12 protein-coding genes are annotated in these 19,439 nt (G+C 62.1%); 1 reads left to right on the plus strand and 11 read right to left on the minus strand.

Annotated elements, in window-relative coordinates:
- Window positions 1–15: 15 nt before the first annotated feature.
- From HMPREF2736_RS02200 to HMPREF2736_RS02240, 9 genes are all read right to left on the minus strand, one after another.
- On the minus strand, window positions 16–3,372 hold the full coding sequence (locus HMPREF2736_RS02200) for an Eco57I restriction-modification methylase domain-containing protein (RefSeq protein WP_070828788.1): 3,357 nt from the start codon (window positions 3,370–3,372) through the stop codon (window positions 16–18).
- A 4-nt stretch (window positions 3,373–3,376) separates the two neighbouring features.
- Window positions 3,377–6,280 carry a helicase-related protein gene (locus HMPREF2736_RS02205; RefSeq protein WP_070828789.1) on the minus strand — a complete coding sequence of 968 codons (2,904 nt, stop codon included), beginning with the start codon at window positions 6,278–6,280 and terminating at the stop codon, window positions 3,377–3,379.
- A gap of 99 nt (window positions 6,281–6,379) precedes the next feature.
- Window positions 6,380–6,958, minus strand: coding sequence for a hypothetical protein (locus HMPREF2736_RS02210; protein ID WP_141761575.1), 579 nt, complete (start codon window positions 6,956–6,958; stop codon window positions 6,380–6,382).
- Between the two features lie 38 nt (window positions 6,959–6,996).
- The gene (locus HMPREF2736_RS02215) at window positions 6,997–7,617 is read right to left on the minus strand and encodes an Abi family protein (RefSeq protein WP_070828791.1); all 621 of its coding nucleotides are present in this window, start codon (window positions 7,615–7,617) and stop codon (window positions 6,997–6,999) included.
- A gap of 185 nt (window positions 7,618–7,802) precedes the next feature.
- Complete coding sequence (locus HMPREF2736_RS02220) at window positions 7,803–8,696, minus strand: ornithine cyclodeaminase family protein (RefSeq protein ID WP_070828792.1); 894 nt, start codon at window positions 8,694–8,696, stop codon at window positions 7,803–7,805.
- Window positions 8,697–8,715: 19 nt separating this feature from the next.
- Entirely contained in the window at window positions 8,716–9,861 is a 1,146-nt protein-coding gene (locus HMPREF2736_RS02225) for a DUF3322 domain-containing protein (RefSeq protein ID WP_070828793.1), read from the minus strand.
- A complete protein-coding gene (locus HMPREF2736_RS02230) occupies window positions 9,848–13,135 on the minus strand; it encodes an ATP-binding protein (RefSeq protein WP_070828794.1) in 3,288 nt (1,095 codons plus the stop codon). The genes HMPREF2736_RS02225 and HMPREF2736_RS02230 overlap by 14 nt, the downstream gene beginning before the upstream one ends.
- Window positions 13,132–13,731 (minus strand): DUF4194 domain-containing protein, encoded by a 600-nt coding sequence (locus HMPREF2736_RS02235; RefSeq protein WP_070568318.1) that lies wholly within the window; start codon window positions 13,729–13,731, stop codon window positions 13,132–13,134. The genes HMPREF2736_RS02230 and HMPREF2736_RS02235 overlap by 4 nt, the downstream gene beginning before the upstream one ends.
- Window positions 13,728–15,194, minus strand: coding sequence for a DUF3375 domain-containing protein (locus tag HMPREF2736_RS02240; protein WP_070770949.1), 1,467 nt, complete (start codon window positions 15,192–15,194; stop codon window positions 13,728–13,730). Before HMPREF2736_RS02240 ends, HMPREF2736_RS02235 begins: the two co-directional genes overlap by 4 nt.
- A 749-nt stretch (window positions 15,195–15,943) precedes the next feature.
- Between HMPREF2736_RS02240 and HMPREF2736_RS02245 the strand changes: the two genes are divergently transcribed.
- Window positions 15,944–16,840: an acetamidase/formamidase family protein gene (locus tag HMPREF2736_RS02245; RefSeq protein ID WP_070483270.1), complete on the plus strand. Its 897-nt coding sequence runs from the start codon at window positions 15,944–15,946 to the stop codon at window positions 16,838–16,840.
- 12 nt (window positions 16,841–16,852) lie between these two features.
- Here HMPREF2736_RS02245 and HMPREF2736_RS02250 read toward each other — a convergent pair whose 3' ends face one another.
- Window positions 16,853–17,422, minus strand: a complete 570-nt coding sequence (locus HMPREF2736_RS02250) for a hypothetical protein (RefSeq protein WP_070828795.1) — start codon at window positions 17,420–17,422, stop codon at window positions 16,853–16,855.
- A 657-nt stretch (window positions 17,423–18,079) separates the two neighbouring features.
- Window positions 18,080–19,327, minus strand: coding sequence for an amidohydrolase (locus tag HMPREF2736_RS02260; RefSeq protein ID WP_070828797.1), 1,248 nt, complete (start codon window positions 19,325–19,327; stop codon window positions 18,080–18,082).
- Window positions 19,328–19,439 lie beyond the last annotated feature (112 nt).

A 19,439-nucleotide genomic window follows, 5' to 3' on the forward strand; every position in this document is an offset into this window, starting at 1 on the left:
GACTCGCGGTACCAACTACCCCGAATCGACACCAGGAAGCTCGCCCGAACCATCATGGGAAAAGGACTCATTAACTGTCGCTGGATGATAGAGCGAAGCAGCATGTTTAAACAGGGGTTTAGTCTGTTCAGCAGAGTAAGTGTGGACGCCGTAAGTTACGTGGTGATCAACATCAAACAGCACTAGTTCGTTCACGAATTGCCAGTGGTGACGGAGGCGCAAGTACGCACCACGTCGTAGGGGAGCAGCCTTCTTTTCCGTGAAGTGTGATTCTGGGTGAATGAGGGATGTAACTCCGGAAGCCGAGGCATTTCCCCAAGTCCGCTCCATGAAACCGCGGTAGAGATCCGGCCGTTGGTCTTTAAGGTGTGGATAGTCCGGGATGTTTCCGAGCACTGCTGCGGTAGCAACTGTGTCACCAACGCCGCCGTAGACGATGTCCCTCATGTACGCATCCGCGTCCCACTGCTCCTTGCGGGCGGTCTTCACGGCTTGGGTTGGCTTGTGCGCCAACGCGAACCATGGATCCATTTCCGCATAGAGATCATCCATCTTGACATCCGGTCGCACCCATGGCGGGTTACCCACCTGAAGGTCGAATCCGCCGCGGGCGAAGACGGCGGCAAAGTCGAGATCCCAGTGGAAGAAGCCTTGCTCGGATGCGACTTGCTGCACGGTTTTCAGCCACGGGTGATTTTCCAGCACGGTGGCCATCTTCGGTGCGCCAGAGAACTCGATGTCGGCGCGTTCCATGACGATCAGTTCGTCCCAGTTTGATCCCTTGCCCAGTTGGGTTTGGCGGGTGTCGCGGGAGGTGGTGTCTTTGCCCAGGATGTCGGTAAGGGTAGCGATCCACTCGTCGAAATCCGGCAGTTCCTCGGTGGCGGTCAGTGGCCAGAACGTCAGTGCGTTCCATGCGTCCATGACCAGGCGAAGGCGCAGGTAGGCACCCTCTTCGTTGTGGAGGAGCTCGCGCTCGATCTGCTCGCGGCGGATGTTCTTCGCGGTGCGTTGGGTTTCGCGGCCCCAGATGTCGATGTCGCGACGAATCTGTTCCTCGGCGATGCGCATCTTGGACAGCGTGATGGCCCACAGGGACTCCACACGCCCGGCGAGGGCGGCGAGTTTCTTGGTCTGTTCCTTGGTTGGTGCTTTGCCGGTGACGGACCTGCGCCACGCCTTCATGGCGGTCTGTTCTTCCTTAGCCAGCTTCTTCAGATCCTTCGCATCGGCGGCGGCACCCCAAGTGGTGGAAGGCAGCAGGAACTGGTGGATGCGGCCGGCAGCGTTGTGGTCGCGCTCGGAGGCGTCGATAGCTTGTGCGAGATTCTGCACCGACTCTCGGCGCGGCACTGCCTTGAGCCACTCGCGCTTTTTCATCTGCGCGGTGGAGTACGTAGAGCGCAACGTACCAACAAGCGAGTTGCCGCGGCGTAGGTGCAGACCGAACCACGGGGCCTTTAACTGGCTGGTCATGGTGTCGAGCCACAGGGAAATCTCTGCAAGTTCCACCGCGGTGGGGTTGAGGTCCACGCCGTACACCTGGTGCAGGGCGATGTGAGCTTTGACCTTTTGAAGTTCGACGGCGCGCTGCTCCGGCTCGACCTGTTTGTCCAGTTCTGTCTCGCGCAGCTTGAGGTAGAGCTCCGCGAGTTGGCGAACGGCTTCGACGGCGAAGGCGCCGGAGCCCATGGCGGGCTCGCAAATGGTCAGGCTAAGCACGTCCTCGGCGGTGTTGATGCGGCCCTCTTCCTGGAGGACCTCGATGGCCTGGCCAACGGTGAACTCCGTGAGGACCTGCGGGGTATAGAAAGACGCCGAGCGCTCCCGGTCGCGGCTGGACTGACGGAACACGAACGAGCCTTCTGGATGCAGGCGGCGCGTCTTAGCGGTGCCGCCTTCTTCCATCTGGGTGGTCTCCATGACAAAGCTGTCCTGCGGGACCGTGTTTGCGGCTCCGGTGGGCAGCACCCAGGATCCCTTGGAGGCGTCGCCCTTCGGTGCGACCTCGTACAGGTCCTCCTGGGCAATGAAGCCGTGATACGACATCAGGCCCTCATAGACCTGGCCCAGTTCGGTCACGCCCAGAGTGGCGTAGGAGATGAAGCCGCGGTCCTTGCCGGCAGATACGCGAGAAAGCAGCAGGTTCTGCAGGACGTGGGTCAGTGCCTCGTTGGAGAGCTTCACTTTGTCGATAAGCGAGGTGGCCTCGCTCTTAAACAGGTCCGCGTCCAGGTTGCGGAAGGTCAGGCCTTGGTTCTGCGCGTCCGGGTCGTAGTTGGGGGACTCGGCTGGGTCGTGGCCGTCGTTGACCTGGGTGAACAGCAACTGCAGGGAGTCGTAAAGATGCGTGCCGTGGCGGGCTTTGTCGGTGACCGGCGGGTTGAGAATCTGATCGCGCAAGCGATCCAGGCCGTAGCCCTCCACGTACTCGGGCGCGCCGGTGGGCAGGATGGCCAACTCCGAGGAGGCCTCCGCGAACAACAGGAACAGGATGCGGTACAGGTAGCGCAGGGATTGACGTGCCAGTTCGTTGCCATCGATGTCATCGAGTGGCAAGTGCTGCTCGCGGCGGCGTGCGAGTACGTCGTTGCCGATGATCTCGATCGACTCACGCACCGCGTCACGCAGATCGCCCGATACCTTCACCGCGTGCTGCAGCGACTCCTCGCGGGTATCCGCCCACCACGTCGTGCCGTCGGCGGCGCGCTCGAGGTTCTCGCGCGCGAGGATTACGGCGGTGCGCTCCAACTCGCCGGCCTTCTTCGTGTCGTTGCGCTCCACCACCAACTGCAGGTTCACCGCAAGGTAGCGGCCCAACGGCCACGACTCACGCTCCGCAACGAGCTCCCACGGGCCCGCCACAACCACCACGAACTCTGGCGGTTCCGCAGCGAGGAACAAATCACCGATGAGCTTGGACACCTTCGTCTCCACCGGCTCTTTGCCCTCCTGTGCAACACCGCCGGTGATGGGCAGGGAGGTGAGGTCCTCGTGCGTGGTGTCGTCGCTAAGCAATGCCTCGACGACAATCAACGTGCCGGCGTTACCGCGCCACCCACGGAACGACAGCACCTCCCCGGCGCGCTCATACGACAGTGTGGTGGGGGAGCCGTAACCGAACGCCTCGCGCACCAAACCCGCTGTGACCTCCGGATCCTCATCCGTGGCAAACGCCGACTGCAACCCGCCACGCAACTGCTGGAACCGCTTCACCGGAGAGAGACTGCCCGTCTCATCCTCCAACGCCGCCCACTCCTTCGTGCGCGCCTTAACGCGTTTGGTGAAGGACTCGCCCTTCGTCTCATCGGTGGTGAAGTAGTGATCACTAATCCACTCATCGACGTTGATCAGAGAATCGAACGTGGCCATGGCGTTACGCCTCCTCGGTGTGGTTGGGCTGGTTGGCGGGTAGGACAAGGACGAGCGGGCGGATCAACTCCCGATCCGGCTCAAGCGAAGCAATCAGCGCCTTCTCCTGCGCAATCAAGCCCGCCGAACGACCAACACGCAACGTCTGCTGGACGCCCTCCTTGGACGACTCCCACGCGTGCGCACGATCCGACCAGTGATCAATGCGGGTATGCGCGTGGTCGCGGGCCGCTTTCATCATCGGCTGCAACTGGTTCTTCGCCACCTCGACGGAACGCTCAATGAGATCCTTCGCGTCTTGGGGGACCGTGAGTGTGCCCGGGTTGATGGCCTTCTCCGTCAGGCCGATGCTGCGCAGCCAGGCGTACGGGTCCTCGATCGTCTGCGCGAGGAAACCATCCATGACCGTGACAAACGCGCGTGAGACCACCTGGCCGCGCTTGTTGGTCAGCGTGCCCATGAGCAGCACCGTGGGAGTTGGTACGTCGCCTTCGATGGCGGTGATCTCGCCGGCGCTCAACTGCGCAAGCGCACGATCCGTCGCCCAATCCGTCACCGGGTGCAAGGGACCAAGGAAGTGGGCCTTCGGCCACGTCGAACCATCCTGGCCGGTACGCGCGCGACGCATCACCTCGTTGCCCACCGTGGTGTTCGTGGCCAACTGGAACTTCTCCCGCACCTTGCGGTCCGCCAGGTAATCCTGCGGCAACGCATCCAAACGGCGGCGCAGATCCTCGGGCGGCTCGAGTTCAGCCACGCCGTTGCTGTGGAACTGGAAACTCACACCACCGGCAGTAAGGGAGCGCTCCGGGGCAGAGTAGAACGCCTCATTCAACGCGTCCTCCAGGTAGGCGATCTCGGAAGGGTAGAGGCTCTCGGTGTGGGTGGAGTCGGGCGCGGTTGCGGTGGTGGTGCTGGGGTTGTCGGTGTTGTCGGTGTTGTCGGGCTCGAGGCCGAAGCCCGCCAGCAACTGGTCGATCAGGTCTTCCTCGCTCTGGGCCTGCTCGGTGGCGATCTGGTCCGGCGTCTTCACAACGTCATCGAACTGCACCTGGTTCTGGATCACCCGGCGGATCTCGTCCTCCTCGCCGGAGATGGAATGCTTGCCGATGAGCGAGCCGACGTCGCCAAGCAACGCATGCGCCTCGTTCTCACGATTGATCAGCTTGCTCAACACGTGCAATTCGCCGACGTAGCCGCCCTGCTTTGTATCCAACAGGAGAGCTGCGATCTGTGGCGGTTCCGTCTGGCCGTAGCGGTCGATGCGGCCGTTGCGCTGCTGAATACGGATCAGCGACCAAGGAATGTCGTAGTGCACCAGGTTGTGGCACAAAGTGTGGAGGTTTACGCCCTCCGACGCCACGTCACCCGTGATAAGGATGCGGAGTTTGGAATCGGTGCGCTTGAATTCGTCGACAAGCCGCATCTGCTCCTCATCCGACAGCCCACCGTGCATGACCTCCACGGCGCCCGCTGGCATCTTCAGATCCTTGGTCAGGTTTTCCTTGAGCCAATGCAACGTGGCCACACGCTCGGAGAACACCACCGCGCGGGCCTTCTTGCCTTTGCCCACGCCGATGTCCTGCAGGTAGTTCACCAGCGCGGCGTACTTGTTGGAGTTCTGACGCGTGATCTTTGCGTTGAGTGCTTGGAGGCGCTCGAGGGCCTGGCGCTGGTTCGTGTCCGACTCGGGGATGCGCTTGAGACGGTTCTCAATCGTCTCACCCAACGCGGCAGGGGAGGAGAGGAACGCCTTGACCAACGTCCACGGGAACAAACGGTCCTTCGCCGGATTGGTGTTGGCGGCTTCTGGGTGGATCCAGGTCTGCTCCAACTCGGCGGCCACGGCATTTTCTTCGGCGGATGCCTCTACTGGCACGTTGATCGGGTCCTTACGCTCCGCCCATTTCTCACCGACCACACTCGCAACCTCCTCACTGTGGCGGTGGCGGCGGATGAGGAGACGGGAAACGGCCTCGGCGTCGATCGTGCCGTCCGGCATCACCGATGTCGGATCCAACAGCCGCAGAATCTCCTTGAAACTCTCCGGATCACCATTGTGCGGTGTTGCCGAGGCAAGCAGGAGCGCTTCAGTGGTGGGGGCCAGGGTGCGGGCGAGCTCGTTGTTCTGGGTACCCACGTTGGTAGCGTTGTGGATCTCGTCGATCACCACCGCGTCCCAACGCACCTTCTCCAACATCGCGCGGTACTTGCCGCTCTTGAGAGTGTCCATCGAGACAATCACGCGCGGGAAATACGTGAACGGATTCCTACTTGCCGGAAGGATGCGTTGCACACGCTGGATACCAGACGAATCGAGCCTGACCAGCGGAATAGCAAAACGCGACCACATCTCCTGCTGAAACTGCTCCATGATGTGCTTCGGGGTGACGACCAAAATGCGCTCACCACGCCCACGACGGATCAACTCCGAGAGGATCATGCCGATCTCCAACGTCTTGCCCAGGCCGACGGCGTCGGCGATGAGGACACGGGGGCGCAGGTTGTCGTCGCTAAGCGCCTTGCGTACTGCTGTGAGCTGGTAGTCGAGTGGATCCATCAGCATGCCCTCCGCCACCGAGAGGCGATCTTGGTAGAGCGGTACCGGCGTCTGACGCAGCGTGGTCTCGAGCCACAGGCGCGTCGTGCGGTAACCGGGGGAGTGGTCGGCGACGACCTCTACCTTGGCGGGGTCGAACACTTCCACGTCGTCGAGCGCGGTGTAGAAACTCGCCGTGGTGTCGCGAACGTAATCCGATAGGCCGCGGACCTTGAGCAGGTACCCATCCACGGACTGCGTCACGCTCGTGATCAGCCATAACTCGTCGCGGACCTTGACCATCAAGCCGGGCGCGAAGGTCTGGTCGTTGCGCTGGGATTCGGTGGTGTCCTGTGCGGGCGAAGACATACGTAGCAGCGTATCCGGCCCGCGCGAGACAGGGGGAGGTTGGGCGTGCGGGTGTTCGATGAAGGCGCGTGGCCTGCTCCCCCCTTACAACGCAATTGCCTATGAACCGGATTCGAAGGGGGTTAGGCGCTTCGCTCTTTGAAGTACAAGATCCGGGCGTCTCTTCACCTCCGTTATCGGAGCGCCTTCTGTGCTCGGTCCGAGATCTCCGGTTACCCACCATTGCTGAACCGCTTGGGCGACAGGTTCCCGTCCCGCGAACTTATCGATGAGCACCTCATTTACATTCCCCACATTGGGGTCAACATCGCTGAGATCCGTATTGAACTGAAAGGTCGGATAGTATTTCGTTTCTCCAGTCTCGTGGAGAAATACCCCCTTGTTCTTTACCAAATACCTAAGCAAATCTTTTCTTCCTCGCTCGTCGCGTTCAGGGTGAAAAGTTTCCAAGAGCTTTGGCTGGGTTATGCACTCAATCTGGTTAATGTGGTCACTCACCTTATAATCGTGCAGGTCGGGCTCATAATTTCTGCGCCAGATCAGCTCCTCATCCCAACCCTCGGGAAACCCCATCGCAACTAGGGGGATGCCGGATCTCCGCACAAAGCTCTGCAACAGGTTAACCATTTCTTCCGACCAGGAAGAACCCGGGTAGATTCGCGCGAAGAGGAACCTCATAGCAGCAATAGTCTTATAGGGCTTATGAGGAAGACCTTTCAAATGGGAAAGCTCCTGGATATGATCTCTCGGTTCGGCCAGTGAGGTATCGAAGACCTTATTCCAGACTCGCCCATAGTGTGCACATACGTTGCTGCCCAAACAGGAAGGTGAGGACCATATTTGCGACGGAAGTGCTGAACAAAGTCACTTTGGCTGCGCCGTTCTTCGCGGGAGTAGTCAGCGATCCACCCAATATGTTTCGACTGTTTGATCGATAGCGAGCCCGCTGTCCAAATGGATGAATCTTTACGAAGATAGGCGGGAATTCGGTGCGCAAATGGATGGTAGAACCCGAGGCGATTGCTCAGCTGACTCCTCAGCCACACCTCAATCATTTCGAGGCCCTCTACGAATTTTTTCCTCACCGACTCGTCAAACTTGTAAAGGTTAGCGATCTGACCGAACGTTGTTCCGGGCGGGAAATCGTCATCCTGTTTGAAATAGTAGGCGTACCCCGTAAATCGAAAGTAGCCACATTCCCTCAGCATCGATCTGGCTGCTTCGCTGTTTTGAATTACCAAGCCATGGGTCCGGAGCTTTGCAAGCTGATCATCAATGAAAAAATATGGCTTCGCGTACTTGCTTTGCCGGTAGGCGTTCAGCACTTCATCATCCATATAAATAAAACTAGCCGCCTCCCCGTACGGAGAGGTCGGCTAGTCGTGATGGGATAAAGAATAGTGTTCGTCCCCCTCTTCCACAACCCATTACCCCCGGGCCACCCCTCGCCTAAACGTTCCCAACTCTTGGACGCTAGGAATCTAAGAGGCTTTTTCAGCCCCCGAATGTTTCACGTGGAACATCACGATGCCGCTGCGGCCAGCGCCCGCGCCACCGCCAAGTCCTCCCACGGCATGCCGACCGTCTTAAACACGATGCGTCGGCTGGTGTCCAGCGCAACATCGCCACGGACCACGTCGGCCATGGACACGACGTCGTCCCACGAGAGTGCGCCTTCCTCGACCGCGATGGCAACGTCGCCGGCCTCGCCCTTGGCGGCGCCGACGTCTTCGACGATCACCTGCGCGCCTGCAAGGACGTCAGTATCAAGCTCGCGCGTGTCGGTGGTGTGGGCGCCGACGGCGAGGACGATGGCGCCGTCGCGAAGATGCTCGGCGCTCAGGATCGGAGAAGGGGAGGAGGTTGCGGTGACCACGAGTTCAGCGCCGGCCACCGCCTCGTCGGCAGCGGACGTGCCCGCCTCAGCCCAGGGATAGGCAAAACCGTCCGGGCGAGTCCGGGAGACGAACGTGCAGGAGACGTCGAGGACGTCCTCGAGCGTGGCGGCGTGGCCAAGGCCCTGGGCGCCGGTGCCGAAGATGACGGCGTTTACGGGGTCGTCGAGAAGCGAAAGCACCCCAGCGACGGCGACGGCGGGGGTGCGGAGGGTGGTGAGCGCGGCGGCGTCGATAAGCCACTCCGGCGTGAGCGTTTCGCCGCCCATGAGCAGGTACGAGCCCTGGATCAACGGGACATCCACGGTCGAGCCCGGCGGCTGGATGCCGAGCACCTTCACGCCGACCGCACCGTCGAGCGCCGACGGAAGCAGGTGCATCTCGCCGTGGGGGAGGGCGACCTTTTGGCGCTGCGAGTCAGTCGCGGGGTCGAAGCCGCTGAGCAGCGCGTCGCGCACGGCCTGGACCGCGGCGGCGGGGGAGAGGGTGGCCATTGCTTCGTCGTAGTCCACGTAGCGCATGGCGGCCAGTGTAGAGGAGTTACACGGCTCCATCTCGGGATGGCCGATCCCACAACGGAGCTAACTGTGGCAGTGAGAGCGCCCAGTCCAGGGATACACGCTCCTGTTCGAGCCGTTTGTTCCCTGATGCGATCAAGAACCGCCGTGCACGTTCCTCCTCCTCGGTGAGGCGGGGGAGCACGCGTGCAGTATCCCCTGGGTCAGCGACTGCGAGGTGGAGGAACCTCTGCACGGTGTCAATGTCCATCGCTGCGCTGACTACCGAAACGGAGCACCCGTCGGCAGACAAACGGGTACGCACAGTGTTCAGGATGGCGTAGCCGTCCGCGTCCGCATCGCCCCAGTACACAATCTGCCGCGCTTGACGGACCCACGGCAGCTCGTGGAGCGCGCCGGCGGTGTACCCCGCACCCCAAACCAGCACCACGTTTGAGCCTTCGGGCGTGTGCGGCAGTGCGAGGAACGTCTCCTTGTTCTCGACGACGAGCACCCTAAGGTCATCCGGGAGCGCAAGCGAGCCAAAGGGAACGGACACATCGACAAGCCCTGGCGCCGGTGCCAACGAAAAATCCAAGAACCGTACCCTCATCATGCGGTCGCCCTCGGCGAGCCCGAGGTCGTTCACCCCAAGGAGCCGTTGCAGCAATCTCCGGTGCGTGGCGATCCACTTCGTGTCCAGACCTTCGATAGGCACCGCACGCGGACGCAGGCCGGATTGTGGTTTCACGTGAAACCAATGCAATGCGAGGCAAAGTCGGTTGAAATCTTCCGCTGAAAGCGCAATCCACGCTGAATTGGTGCGAGCAGCACGCTCCCGGAACTCCGAACTGTCGGGAAACAGCTGAATCAGACGCGCAAACCTTTCGCGAGCCAGGGCAACTTCCCCAGCACGCCCGACCACCTCTGCTACGCGATCCCATCCGGACAACATCAGTCGCACCGGCACGTCGTGTTTGCCCAAGCCCACCCAGGAACGCGTAGCCCACTCCACCTCACCTGCGGGTTCCCATGCTTGCCAGGTGCGGACGAATTCGCGGGCGCGGGTTTCGTCGTCAAGCACCTGCGCACGAGTCGGGGGTTTCAGAGGAATGGACACCTCGACGGGTTCGTCGAGGAGCAACTGCTCCATATTGAGCTTGAGAGGTAACTGGTCAGGCAGGCGCATAGGTTTCAATGAGCTCGAAGGTGGAACGTGCGACGGGATCCTCGGTGTAGTGGACCACGATGGTGCCGTCGACGTACGGGGAGAGGGTCTTGATCAGCTTCATCGGCGTAGCCAGCACCATGTGGAAGCCGAAGCTTTCAAACACGTCCATCGCAGTGCGGGTGAACACAGGGTCTGCGCGGTCAAAGGCCTCGTCCAGCACCACGGTGGCGTAGCGGGGCACGTCCGCGTCCACGCCCGCAAGGCGGTAGCGCAGTGCCGCGGCGAGGCAGAAGAACACCAGCTTCTGCGCCTGGCCGCCTGACAACGACGCGGAATCCACGTGGGTGTTGTGCACCGTGCCCTCGGCGTCCACCTCGTTGCCCACGAACTTCACATGCCTGCGGGTGTCCAGCACGACGTTGCGCCAACTGCGGTCGGCACGCTCGGAGGAGCCGAGGCGATCCATGATCTTGGCCAGGCGGTGGTAGCGCTCGATGGCGGTCTTCTCGTCCGCCTCGCTCAAGCTGCCGGCGGTCGCTTCGCGCAGGTCCTGCAGGAAGTCACGCACGACGCGGTCTCGGTTGTCACGGACTTCAATCTGCAGGTAGCGCCCCTCGGTGTACGGGGAGCGGCGCAGCGACGCGTTGATGGGGCCCAGGTTGGTCTCAATGTCGCCCTTCGCGCGCTGCAGCTCCTTGTAAATCGTGTTCAGGTGCATCACGGACTGGCCGTTGAGCAGGTCCAGGAAGCGGCCGCGGAACTCCGGCAGGCGGTCCGAGCGCAGCATCTCCAACCTCGCAATAGCCTCGCCCGCAAACTCGGCCGCGGCCTGCAGCTCCGCAGACTCTGCGGACCACCGGGACTTGTAGTTGGACAGAATGTTCACGATGGCGTTGCTGGACTCCGTGATCGTCTTCGCCGCCTGCTTCGCCTGCGCGTCCAGCTGCGCGGTGACCTTGAAGGCGCTGTCGCTTAAGTTCTCCGGGGTCAGACGGCGCGTGGTGGCCGCGAGCATCGCATCCAGCTGCTCCGCCAGCGCCGGGTCCACCTCCACGTGCTCCGACTCGATCCGCTTCAGCCGCGCCTGGTCGTCCTGCAGTGCCCGCGTGGCCACGGCGAGCTCGTCGTGCACGCTGCGCAACTCCTGCTCGGTGGCCTTCAACGTATCGACGGCCTCGCGCCACGCCCGCTCCAACTCCTTCGCTTCAGGCGAGGAGGTCAGCCGTTCAAGCTCGGCGCGCAGGCTCGCCAACTGCTCCTCGACGCTGATGACGTCCACGCTGGCCCACTCCATAGCGTCGATAGCCCGAGCCTTCTCCACGTCGCTGGCCAGCGCCTTTTGCTTACGCTCAACCTCTGTTAGGCGGTTGCCCGCCGCCGTTGTCGCGCGTTTCGCCTCCGCCAGCTCCGCGCGCAGCGCCTCCACCTTGGCATGGTTGGAGGAGCCGAGGCGGTAGTTGCGCCGTTCGCCCAGGCGCTGCCTGTCGTTTTTCACGTACCGGGCGGAGCCAGTCCTATCGGCCGGGTTGCGCTCCAAGCCGTCGATGGTAGCCGCGCGCTTGTCTTGCCGTTCCAGCTCGTCCACGGTGCGCACTAAGGCGTAGTCGAAGGTGGTGGCCAGCATGCGCATCAGCCAGGGGCGCATCGGGTGCTCCACCACGCGCACCTTATGAAACAGGCTGAGCGGGTTCTTCGGTCCGCGCGGCATGTCCACGCCCTCGGGCACGGTGCGGTACTCAAGCCGCATCCCCAAGTGGCGGCCATTGACCCAGCTGCTCACCTCGCGCTCGCGCTCCGCTGGCACCAAAAGAGTCGCGGCAAAACCGCCGAGCAGGCGCTGGATCACCGGTTCCCACTCGGCTTGCTCCGGTAGCACGTCGATGAGCTCACCCACGTACGGCAGCTCACGCACCGTCAGCCCGGTATCCGCACACAGCTGTGCGCGCTTCTCCACGTACCGCCGGTCAAGGTTGGAGGTGCGGTTGCCTAACGACGCCAACTCCGTCTCCACCGACGCCTCCGCGCCGGCAAGCCTCTCGCGTTCGCTTCGGGCCTGAAACCACTTTTCGCGTAGGTGCTCTACTTGCTCTGGCGCAGCCGCCAGCTCCGCCGACGCCTGTGCTTTCAGCTCTGCGAAGCGCTCGGTATCCAGCGCTCCGTCCATCTGCACCATGGAAGCCAGATCCCGCCGTTTCGCGTCACGCGTGGCAAGCTCGTGCTCTTCGCGAGCGATGTTGCGCTCAATCTCGCTCAAACTCTGCCCGGCGACCTGCTCTCTCTGGACAGCGGCGCGCTGCACAGCCGCCTGTTGCGCATCCTTGCGGGCCTCGAGAGATTGCGCCTGCACTTCGAGGGCGGCGAGTTGGGCGGAGCTGACGTCGATACGCTCACGCAGCTGCTTCGCCTCAATCGCACGTCGCACGTTGGGCAGGGCGGCAGACAACGCGGCATTGTTCTCCTGCGTCGCCTGCGCATCCTTGAGCTTGGTGTTCAGCCCCGGCAGAGGAGCGAGCGTCTCAATCTGCTGGTGCACGTCTTCGAGCCGCTCGTACGCCTGGCGCAGGTCCTCGTGCGTGGCCACGGCGTCCTCCGCGACCTGGAACGTGTCCGGTACGTCCAGCATGTAGTTGCGGAACAGCTCGTCCATGCTGGACAGGGACTTCGCGGACTGCGTGCGGTGCAGCAGCATCTGCGCTTCCTCGCTGCCGATACCCAGCTTGGAGCGGAAGCGGTTGGCAAACACGGAGTACTGGTCCGTGAACGTCACGCCGGCAGTTTTGTATTTCGCCTCCAACTTGCGCTTATCCAGGGAGTTCTGCAGCAACGGCACGAACCCGTCCACGTCCACCTCGCTGGGAAAAATGCCGTAGAGCGTTTTCACCTGCGCTTCCTGCTGCTGTCCCGCATTGAGGCGGTAGATTGCGGCGAGCGTGAACGCCTCCTTCCCGGCGCGGTAGGTCAGCGCGACAATGCTGGCTGTCGCTCCGGAGCGCAGGTACTGGCTGCGGATCTCGCCGGTGGCCGGGTCCTCGCTGCGGCGCCACGCACCGCGGATATAGGACACGCGGCTGCGCCCCTTGTCACGGCCGGTTTCCTGCTGGGCGGCGGCGTTGAACCGCAGCTTGCCAGGCGGGACTAGTACGGCGGAGAAGGCGTCGATAAGCGTGGACTTGCCCGAGCCGGACGCGCCGGTGATCAAAAACCCACGCTCGCCGACGGGGATGTCGTAGTAGCCGTCGAACGTGCCCCAGTTGACCAGCTGCACGCGCGCGAGACGGAACTGCTCTGTCACTGTTCTTCCCCTTCCTGTGCCAGGCGCAGATACTCCTCGCGCAGCGCGTGGACCGTGTCAGCGTCGAAGATGTGGCGCAGCACAGGGGAGACCTCCCAGCGCCCCTCGGTCTCCGTGTCGGTGAGCAGGCTGTACTTGCGGATGGTGTTCACCGCCGCGGTGAAGCGCTTCTTAAACCCGGACTCGTCACGGTTGTCCACCGCACGGACGTAGCTGATGGCGCCATACAACTCATCTTCTCCCACCACGACGCGCTCGCCTGGGGTAGACATGCCCAGCTCGTGGCGCAGCTGCAGCAGGATCGCGGTTTGCAAGTGCGTCAGCGCCTCCGTGCGCAACACCGGCGGCACTTTCACGTCCTCGTCGTCCGGGCGGACGTGGCGAGTGAACGCGATGCCGGCGTCCTCGTCCACAACCAGCTCCAAAAACACATCGTGCAGCCGAGAGCGCAGCGTCTCCGTGTCGGTGGTGATGGCGTGCCAGGTTTCCTTCTTCCGGTCAGCGGTGATGAGCGGACCTTTGAGCAGGTCCACCAGTGCGCGCCGGGTTTCCTCGGACAGGGTGCCCGTGTCGCCCGTCCACAGCGGTTCCGTCATTGCATCTCCTTTACTGCTGCGGCGTCGAAATGCCACCGCGGGACCGTCGCCAAGCGAATGCTCCCATCGTCTTCCTCGAAGCGCACCTCTTCGCTGCCGTCCTGCCGCACCCCATGCTTCAGGGCCAGGTACACAAGGCCCACCACCGACCCCAGCCCCTGGGAGGCGGGATGGCGCTCGAGCACCTTGCCTATCGACGCCCCTCCGGCCATCCCAACCGTCTCCCCAACTGCCGCGATAAGCTCTTCCAAGTCGATCTCGCTTTCACGTACCGCCTGGTAGAGCGCCTCCGCGTCGCCCTCGCCGGGTTCAAACGCCTCCACCGCAGTGGTGATGACCTCCGCGCCCGGGTCCGCCAGCTTGATCTGCGCCACCGAGGTGATCTGCATCCCGATGCGCTGCAAGGGCGTGTCCATCTTGTGGGTGGCTGCAAGCTCCTCGCGCTCCGCGGCGTCGGCGGCGAGCTTGCGGGTGTCGCGTAAAAGCTCGATCATTCGGCGGTCCTCGGCGAACTGTTCGCTGGCCACGTAGTTGCGTAGGTTGCGGGCCAGGCGCGTCATCATGCGGTTAACCTCGTAGCCGGCGTCTTCCATGTCGCGGAACAGCCTGCGGAATTTCGCCCGCTCTTCGGGTGTCATCGCGGTGTTGTCGGCGCGCTCGAGCACCTGCCCAATCCACGTGTCCAACCACGCGCCGCGTTCCGGGTCGACCACCAGCGAGTAGAACGCGTTGAAGCTTCTGCCAGCATCGGATTCCCCGATCAAGTCCACGCCAGCGAAGATCTCGTCCAGCACGTCGCCGCGCGAGCCCTCCGGATCCAGCAGTTGGCGGCGCAGCTGCGTATTGAGCGTTTCCAGCTCGTGCCGCACGCGCGCGAAATCGCCGGGGATCGCATTCGCCTGCTCCAGAATGTCGCCCACCCGTTCGTGCACGGTGGCGGGGGAGGGCAGCTCGAATTCCCCGCGCTCGACCTGCTCGATCTCTGCCTCGATGCGGGCGCGTTCGGCCTCGAGGTGCCTCAGGCGGGAGTCGATGTTCGGGTCCGTGTCCCGCGCGAGCGCCTGCAGGGCATTGCTTATCGACGCCACCCGGCTCGCCGTCACCGCCGATCGCGGTGCACTGACACGGTCCATCACCTGCAGCGCGGTGAGCGTTTGCTCGCTTGGTTCAAGCGTCTCACCCGTTTCCCTGGTGCCGGACTTGCGCACCAGCCACCCGGCTTTCACCCAGTCGTTGCAGTACGCCTGGGGTGTTTTCGGGAGCTCGAAGATACCGCGCAACACCGCGAAGTCCTCAGCCATGAGCTGATAGAGCTGCTCCGCAGGTCGGACCTCTGCGCCTCGCGGGAAGTGCTCCGCCACGACCGCGAGTAGCACCGGGGCGTTGTCCGCGTGCAACAAACGGATCGCGGCCGACTGCTCCTTTTCACGCTTATATGTCAGCGCCCGGGCCTGAATGGTCATGCCGGCTATCATCCCATAGCACCCTCCCCCCTGCACCGAAAAACTTTTTTGCTCTAGGTGTAGACGCACTGAGGGCGATCGTCTATATCCGCTTTTGGGCCCCTCCGTCCACGGTCCATCCCCCCGAGACCGGTTGAGCACTCACCCTCCCCCATTTAGAGTGCGAGTAGGCGGAAGGAATTCCGCTATTCTCAAGCGTTTTTAGGCGCCTAGGGTTAACGGTCAAAATGTCCGCGCCCCCTTTGACCCTTAACCCATCCATTCCCCCTAAGGATTGAGAAAACCACGCCGTCACGGCGAACCGGAGAGGACGTGGTGTGCGTAAACCCGAACATACACGATCTACTGAGCAACCATTGAATCGACACCAAATGCCCGAAGTACCAGTGCAGGTTTTTGGTCTCAGTGTTTCGCAGAGCCGGTGCTCCCGTGTTCCGCGTATTTGGTACCGGGAAACTCGGGGGGCAAGTCGCGACTTCGTTATCGCCACCGCCACAGCCGCCAGCGCCCTACAACAGCCGGGTTTCACGTGAAACATTCGGCAGCACCGGTCGAGGGGTTCACGCGCCAAACGTTCGCGGGCCTCGTCGACACTGAATGCTCCAGGCCCCTGAATGTCGCTGAAGGCCCCTAAAGGCCTCTGGCAGCCTGAACATACTCGCCCTTTTCCCATACTTCACCTGCGAATTTCTGTTTCCAACTATGGTCAGAGGTATCCGCTGGTTGTTCCTTCGAAGAGAGGTAAAAGGATGCACTCCATCGATTCCAACGCGTGTGTATTGGCCCTGTCTCCGGACCAAGAGCCGCGCCTTCATGTGGAAAGCGGCGACGAGGTTACGGTTCGAACCCTTGACTGCTTCTCCAACACGATTACCGACGAGTCCCAGCTGTTCAGCACCGTCGGCTGGGACAAGGTCAACCCAGCCACCGGCCCAATCGCGGTCAAGGGAGCACGCCCTGGCGACACACTGAAGGTGGAGATCCTCAGCATCGAGGTCGGCGAGCAGGCCACCATGACCACCCACCCTGATTTCGGCGCGCTGCCCGGCACGGTGGAGGAGCGCACCCGCATCGTCCCGATCCGCGATGGCAAGGCGCAGTTTTCTGACGACATCACCATCCCCATCCGCCCAATGATCGGCGTCATCGGCACCGCACCGGCATCCGAGTCGGTACCCACCGGTGAGCCGCGCCAGCACGGCGGCAACATGGACACGAAGGAGATCGTCGCCGGCTCCACCCTGTACCTGCCAGTGGAGGTCGACGGCGCGAACTTGAGCCTTGGCGACGTCCACGCCGTCATGGGCGACGGCGAAGTCGCAGTCTGCGGCGCTGAGATCGAAGCCGAGGTAAAGATCCGCGTGACGGTGCTCGAAGGCCGCCCGCTGCCGCTGCCCTTCTTGGATTCCGGCGACGCGGTCTACGCCATCTCCTCCGAGATCGAACTGATGGACGCCGTCAAGGAGTCCACCCGCATGATGCGCGATTGGCTCGTGAACGCATCCAGCCTCGACGCCACCGACGCCCTCATGTTGCTGTCCCTGGTTGGCGACACCCAGATCAGCCAGATCGTCGACCCCCGCATGACCGCTCGCTTCCGCCTGCCCAAAACGATCCTCAAGCAGTGCGGTGTGGAACTGCCGTAGCTAACGGGCAATTCACCATTGCGCATCTGCTTTAGGCGTAGTGAACCCCTTCGGGGGAGTGACGGTAAACCCGAGGTCCCTGAGCGCCTCTGCAGCAGCTTCGGGATGATCTCGGGTTGCCGCAGAAGCCTGTTTAGAAAGCCATACTCGGCGTCGTTCCTGTAGTGCAGGTTCCCATCCTGGCCTCCCGCGGAATCCACATTCGCTGATCACAAAATAGAGGAAGTCCTCAAGCGACGGACGAAAACGCTTTCCTCCCACAGGTAAGTGCAATTCATCTAGGCGGCCCTTCTTCCTCGGGTTGCCTGATTTGTCCTGAAAGTTCTGCATCAATGCTGGACTGAGCAACCCTGCGACCCCTGAGTAGTGGATATGCGCACAGGGGGCGCTGGTGTAGTCACGCTCAAACTCAACAGGTTGTCCAGCACCGTGAACGAGAGGAGCCTTGAAATCACCCACCACGATATTCTTGTCGATGTTTAGCTTGGCTTTCGCCTGTAAATCCGCTCTGCATGCCAGCGGCAACGCCTCAAGTAACGTGTCTCTTACGTCGCCGAGAAACCGCCCTGCCGCATCATGCACTCCCAAAACGACCCTCACCGAGCAGTAAGAGAACTGTCTGCAGCTCGTCGTACACGGTCCGCTCATCCTCGCTCAACATGCCGGCATTCGCCAGCACCTTGAGGTCTTGAAATTCAGCATGGGGAAGGCGAGTGGTGGCCCTTAGAGATGCCAAACACTCTCGCTTCCTTTCAAGAAGCTCTTCACTATTGGTGACAGTGATTTCCAATGGCAACTTTCTCGCCTCCGTCTGCTTCTTTCGTAACCAGCAGTTTTATTAACCGACAGTTTAATAGGTGCCGAGAATCTTCAGCACAAAATTAGCACACCTGTTCGCATGGCCGCTCGCTTCCGCCTGCCCAAAACGATCCTCAAGCAGTGTGGCGTGGAACTGCCGTAACCGCACCCCACCACCGCAACACCACGCTATCTACCTGCATGTTTAGCAGTATTTTGCACTAAGACTAGACAAGCCATTTACACATGATCTATATTTGAGCCGGAGCCCCGCCCACGGTTACACCCCCCGAGAACCGGCTGAGCACTCACCCACCCCCCCCATTTAGAGTGCGAGAGGCGCGGGCTCCCTTTGGGGGACATAGTCCCCACCCAGGGCCTTCGGGTCCTTTGCAGCGGCCCATGCCCCCCATTGGCCGCTGCATAAATTTTTAAACTCCACTAATCCGCCGAGACCGGCACGGTCAACCAGGCGGAAGCAGCAACGACGACTGCTTCGGTGCCACGGTCGAGTGTGGGCTGGAGATCAGGTGCGAACGCCGGGTTGTGGTTGCCCACGGCGTTGCTCATGTCCGCGAAGCCTCCCAGGCCCCAGTAGGTGTAGGGGACACCGAGCGCGTCGGGGATGGTGGAGAAGTCCTCGGAGGCGGGTACGGCGTCGAGGTCGCAGGATTCGTCGCCAAAGTATGCGTCGAAGGCTTCGCGGACGGTGTCGGTAGCGTCCCCGTCGTTGTCGGTAAGCGGGTAGCGGTCGTAGTAGGTGAACTCGGGTTCCATCGGGCTGCGGGCGGCGACGCATTCCGCGCGCACGATGCGCTCAATGGCTTCCTTGAGGTGCTCGCTGACCTCGCTGCTGTATGCGCGGGTGTTGATGAGCAGTTCGGCGGAGTCCGTGATGATGTTGGACTTCGTGCCCGCGTGGATCGCACCGACGGTCACCACCGCGGTTTCCTTGGCCGCCACTTCGCGCGAGACGATGGTTTGCAGTCGCATCACGATGCTGGAGGCAAGCACGACCGGGTCCACGCCCAATTCCGGCATCGACCCGTGGGAGCCTTTGCCGTGCACCGTGACCTTCACCGAGAACGCAGACGACAGCACCGGTCCGCGTCGCGTGCCCACGTGTCCACCGGGCAGGCTGGCTAGCACGTGCTGGCCGAGGTACACGTCGGGCCGTGGCATTGCCTGTTCCACTCCGGCCTCGAGCATCGCACGGGCACCTTCAGCGGTCTCCTCAGCGGGCTGGAAGACGCCGATAAAGGTGCCGGACCACTGGTCCTTGTGAGCGTTGAACGCCTGCAGCGCGGTGAGCAGCGACATCAGGTGGAAATCGTGACCACATGAGTGGGCGACGGGGACCTCCGCGCCGGTCTTAACGTCAACCTGCGTGGCCGTGGAGGCATAGTCCTTGCCAGAGGCTTCCTTGACCGGCAGCGCATCAATGTCTGCGCGCATGGCCACGACTGGGCCCTCGCCATTATCGACGACCGCCACCACCCCTGTTTCCCCCACCCGGGTTACCCGGATACCTGAGGATTCCAGTTCCTTTACGATCCGCTCCGCGGTCGCATGCTCCTGCATGGACAGCTCGGGGTGTTGGTGGAAGTGCTTGTACAGTTCTTCGCGTTCGGTTCGGGTTGACGCGAGGCCACCCAAAATCTTCTTGACCTTGCCAATCTCGACAGACATACCTTCACGCTACGCCTACCTACCTACTAGGTCGGGACATAAGGAAACCCGCCACTGCGTGTTCTCAGTGGCGGGTTTGGGTTAAGCGACAAAATGTGTGTCCGGAATCGTT

It is taken from the genome of Corynebacterium sp. HMSC036E10 (genome assembly GCF_001836265.1).
In the GTDB taxonomy this organism is placed as follows: Bacteria; Actinomycetota; Actinomycetes; order Mycobacteriales; family Mycobacteriaceae; genus Corynebacterium; species Corynebacterium coyleae.

Coding starts and splice junctions, on each gene's coding strand:
- HMPREF2736_RS02200 (WP_070828788.1), bottom strand. CDS start 3,372: ATGGCCACGTTCGATTCTCTGATCAACGTCGATGAGTGGATTAGTGAT.
- HMPREF2736_RS02205 (WP_070828789.1), bottom strand. CDS start 6,280: ATGTCTTCGCCCGCACAGGACACCACCGAATCCCAGCGCAACGACCAG.
- HMPREF2736_RS02210 (WP_141761575.1), bottom strand. CDS start 6,958: ATGAGGTTCCTCTTCGCGCGAATCTACCCGGGTTCTTCCTGGTCGGAA.
- HMPREF2736_RS02215 (WP_070828791.1), bottom strand. CDS start 7,617: ATGGATGATGAAGTGCTGAACGCCTACCGGCAAAGCAAGTACGCGAAG.
- HMPREF2736_RS02220 (WP_070828792.1), bottom strand. CDS start 8,696: ATGCGCTACGTGGACTACGACGAAGCAATGGCCACCCTCTCCCCCGCC.
- HMPREF2736_RS02225 (WP_070828793.1), bottom strand. CDS start 9,861: ATGCGCCTGCCTGACCAGTTACCTCTCAAGCTCAATATGGAGCAGTTG.
- HMPREF2736_RS02235 (WP_070568318.1), bottom strand. CDS start 13,731: ATGACGGAACCGCTGTGGACGGGCGACACGGGCACCCTGTCCGAGGAA.
- HMPREF2736_RS02240 (WP_070770949.1), bottom strand. CDS start 15,194: ATGACCATTCAGGCCCGGGCGCTGACATATAAGCGTGAAAAGGAGCAG.
- HMPREF2736_RS02245 (WP_070483270.1), top strand. CDS start 15,944: ATGCACTCCATCGATTCCAACGCGTGTGTATTGGCCCTGTCTCCGGAC.
- HMPREF2736_RS02260 (WP_070828797.1), bottom strand. CDS start 19,327: ATGTCTGTCGAGATTGGCAAGGTCAAGAAGATTTTGGGTGGCCTCGCG.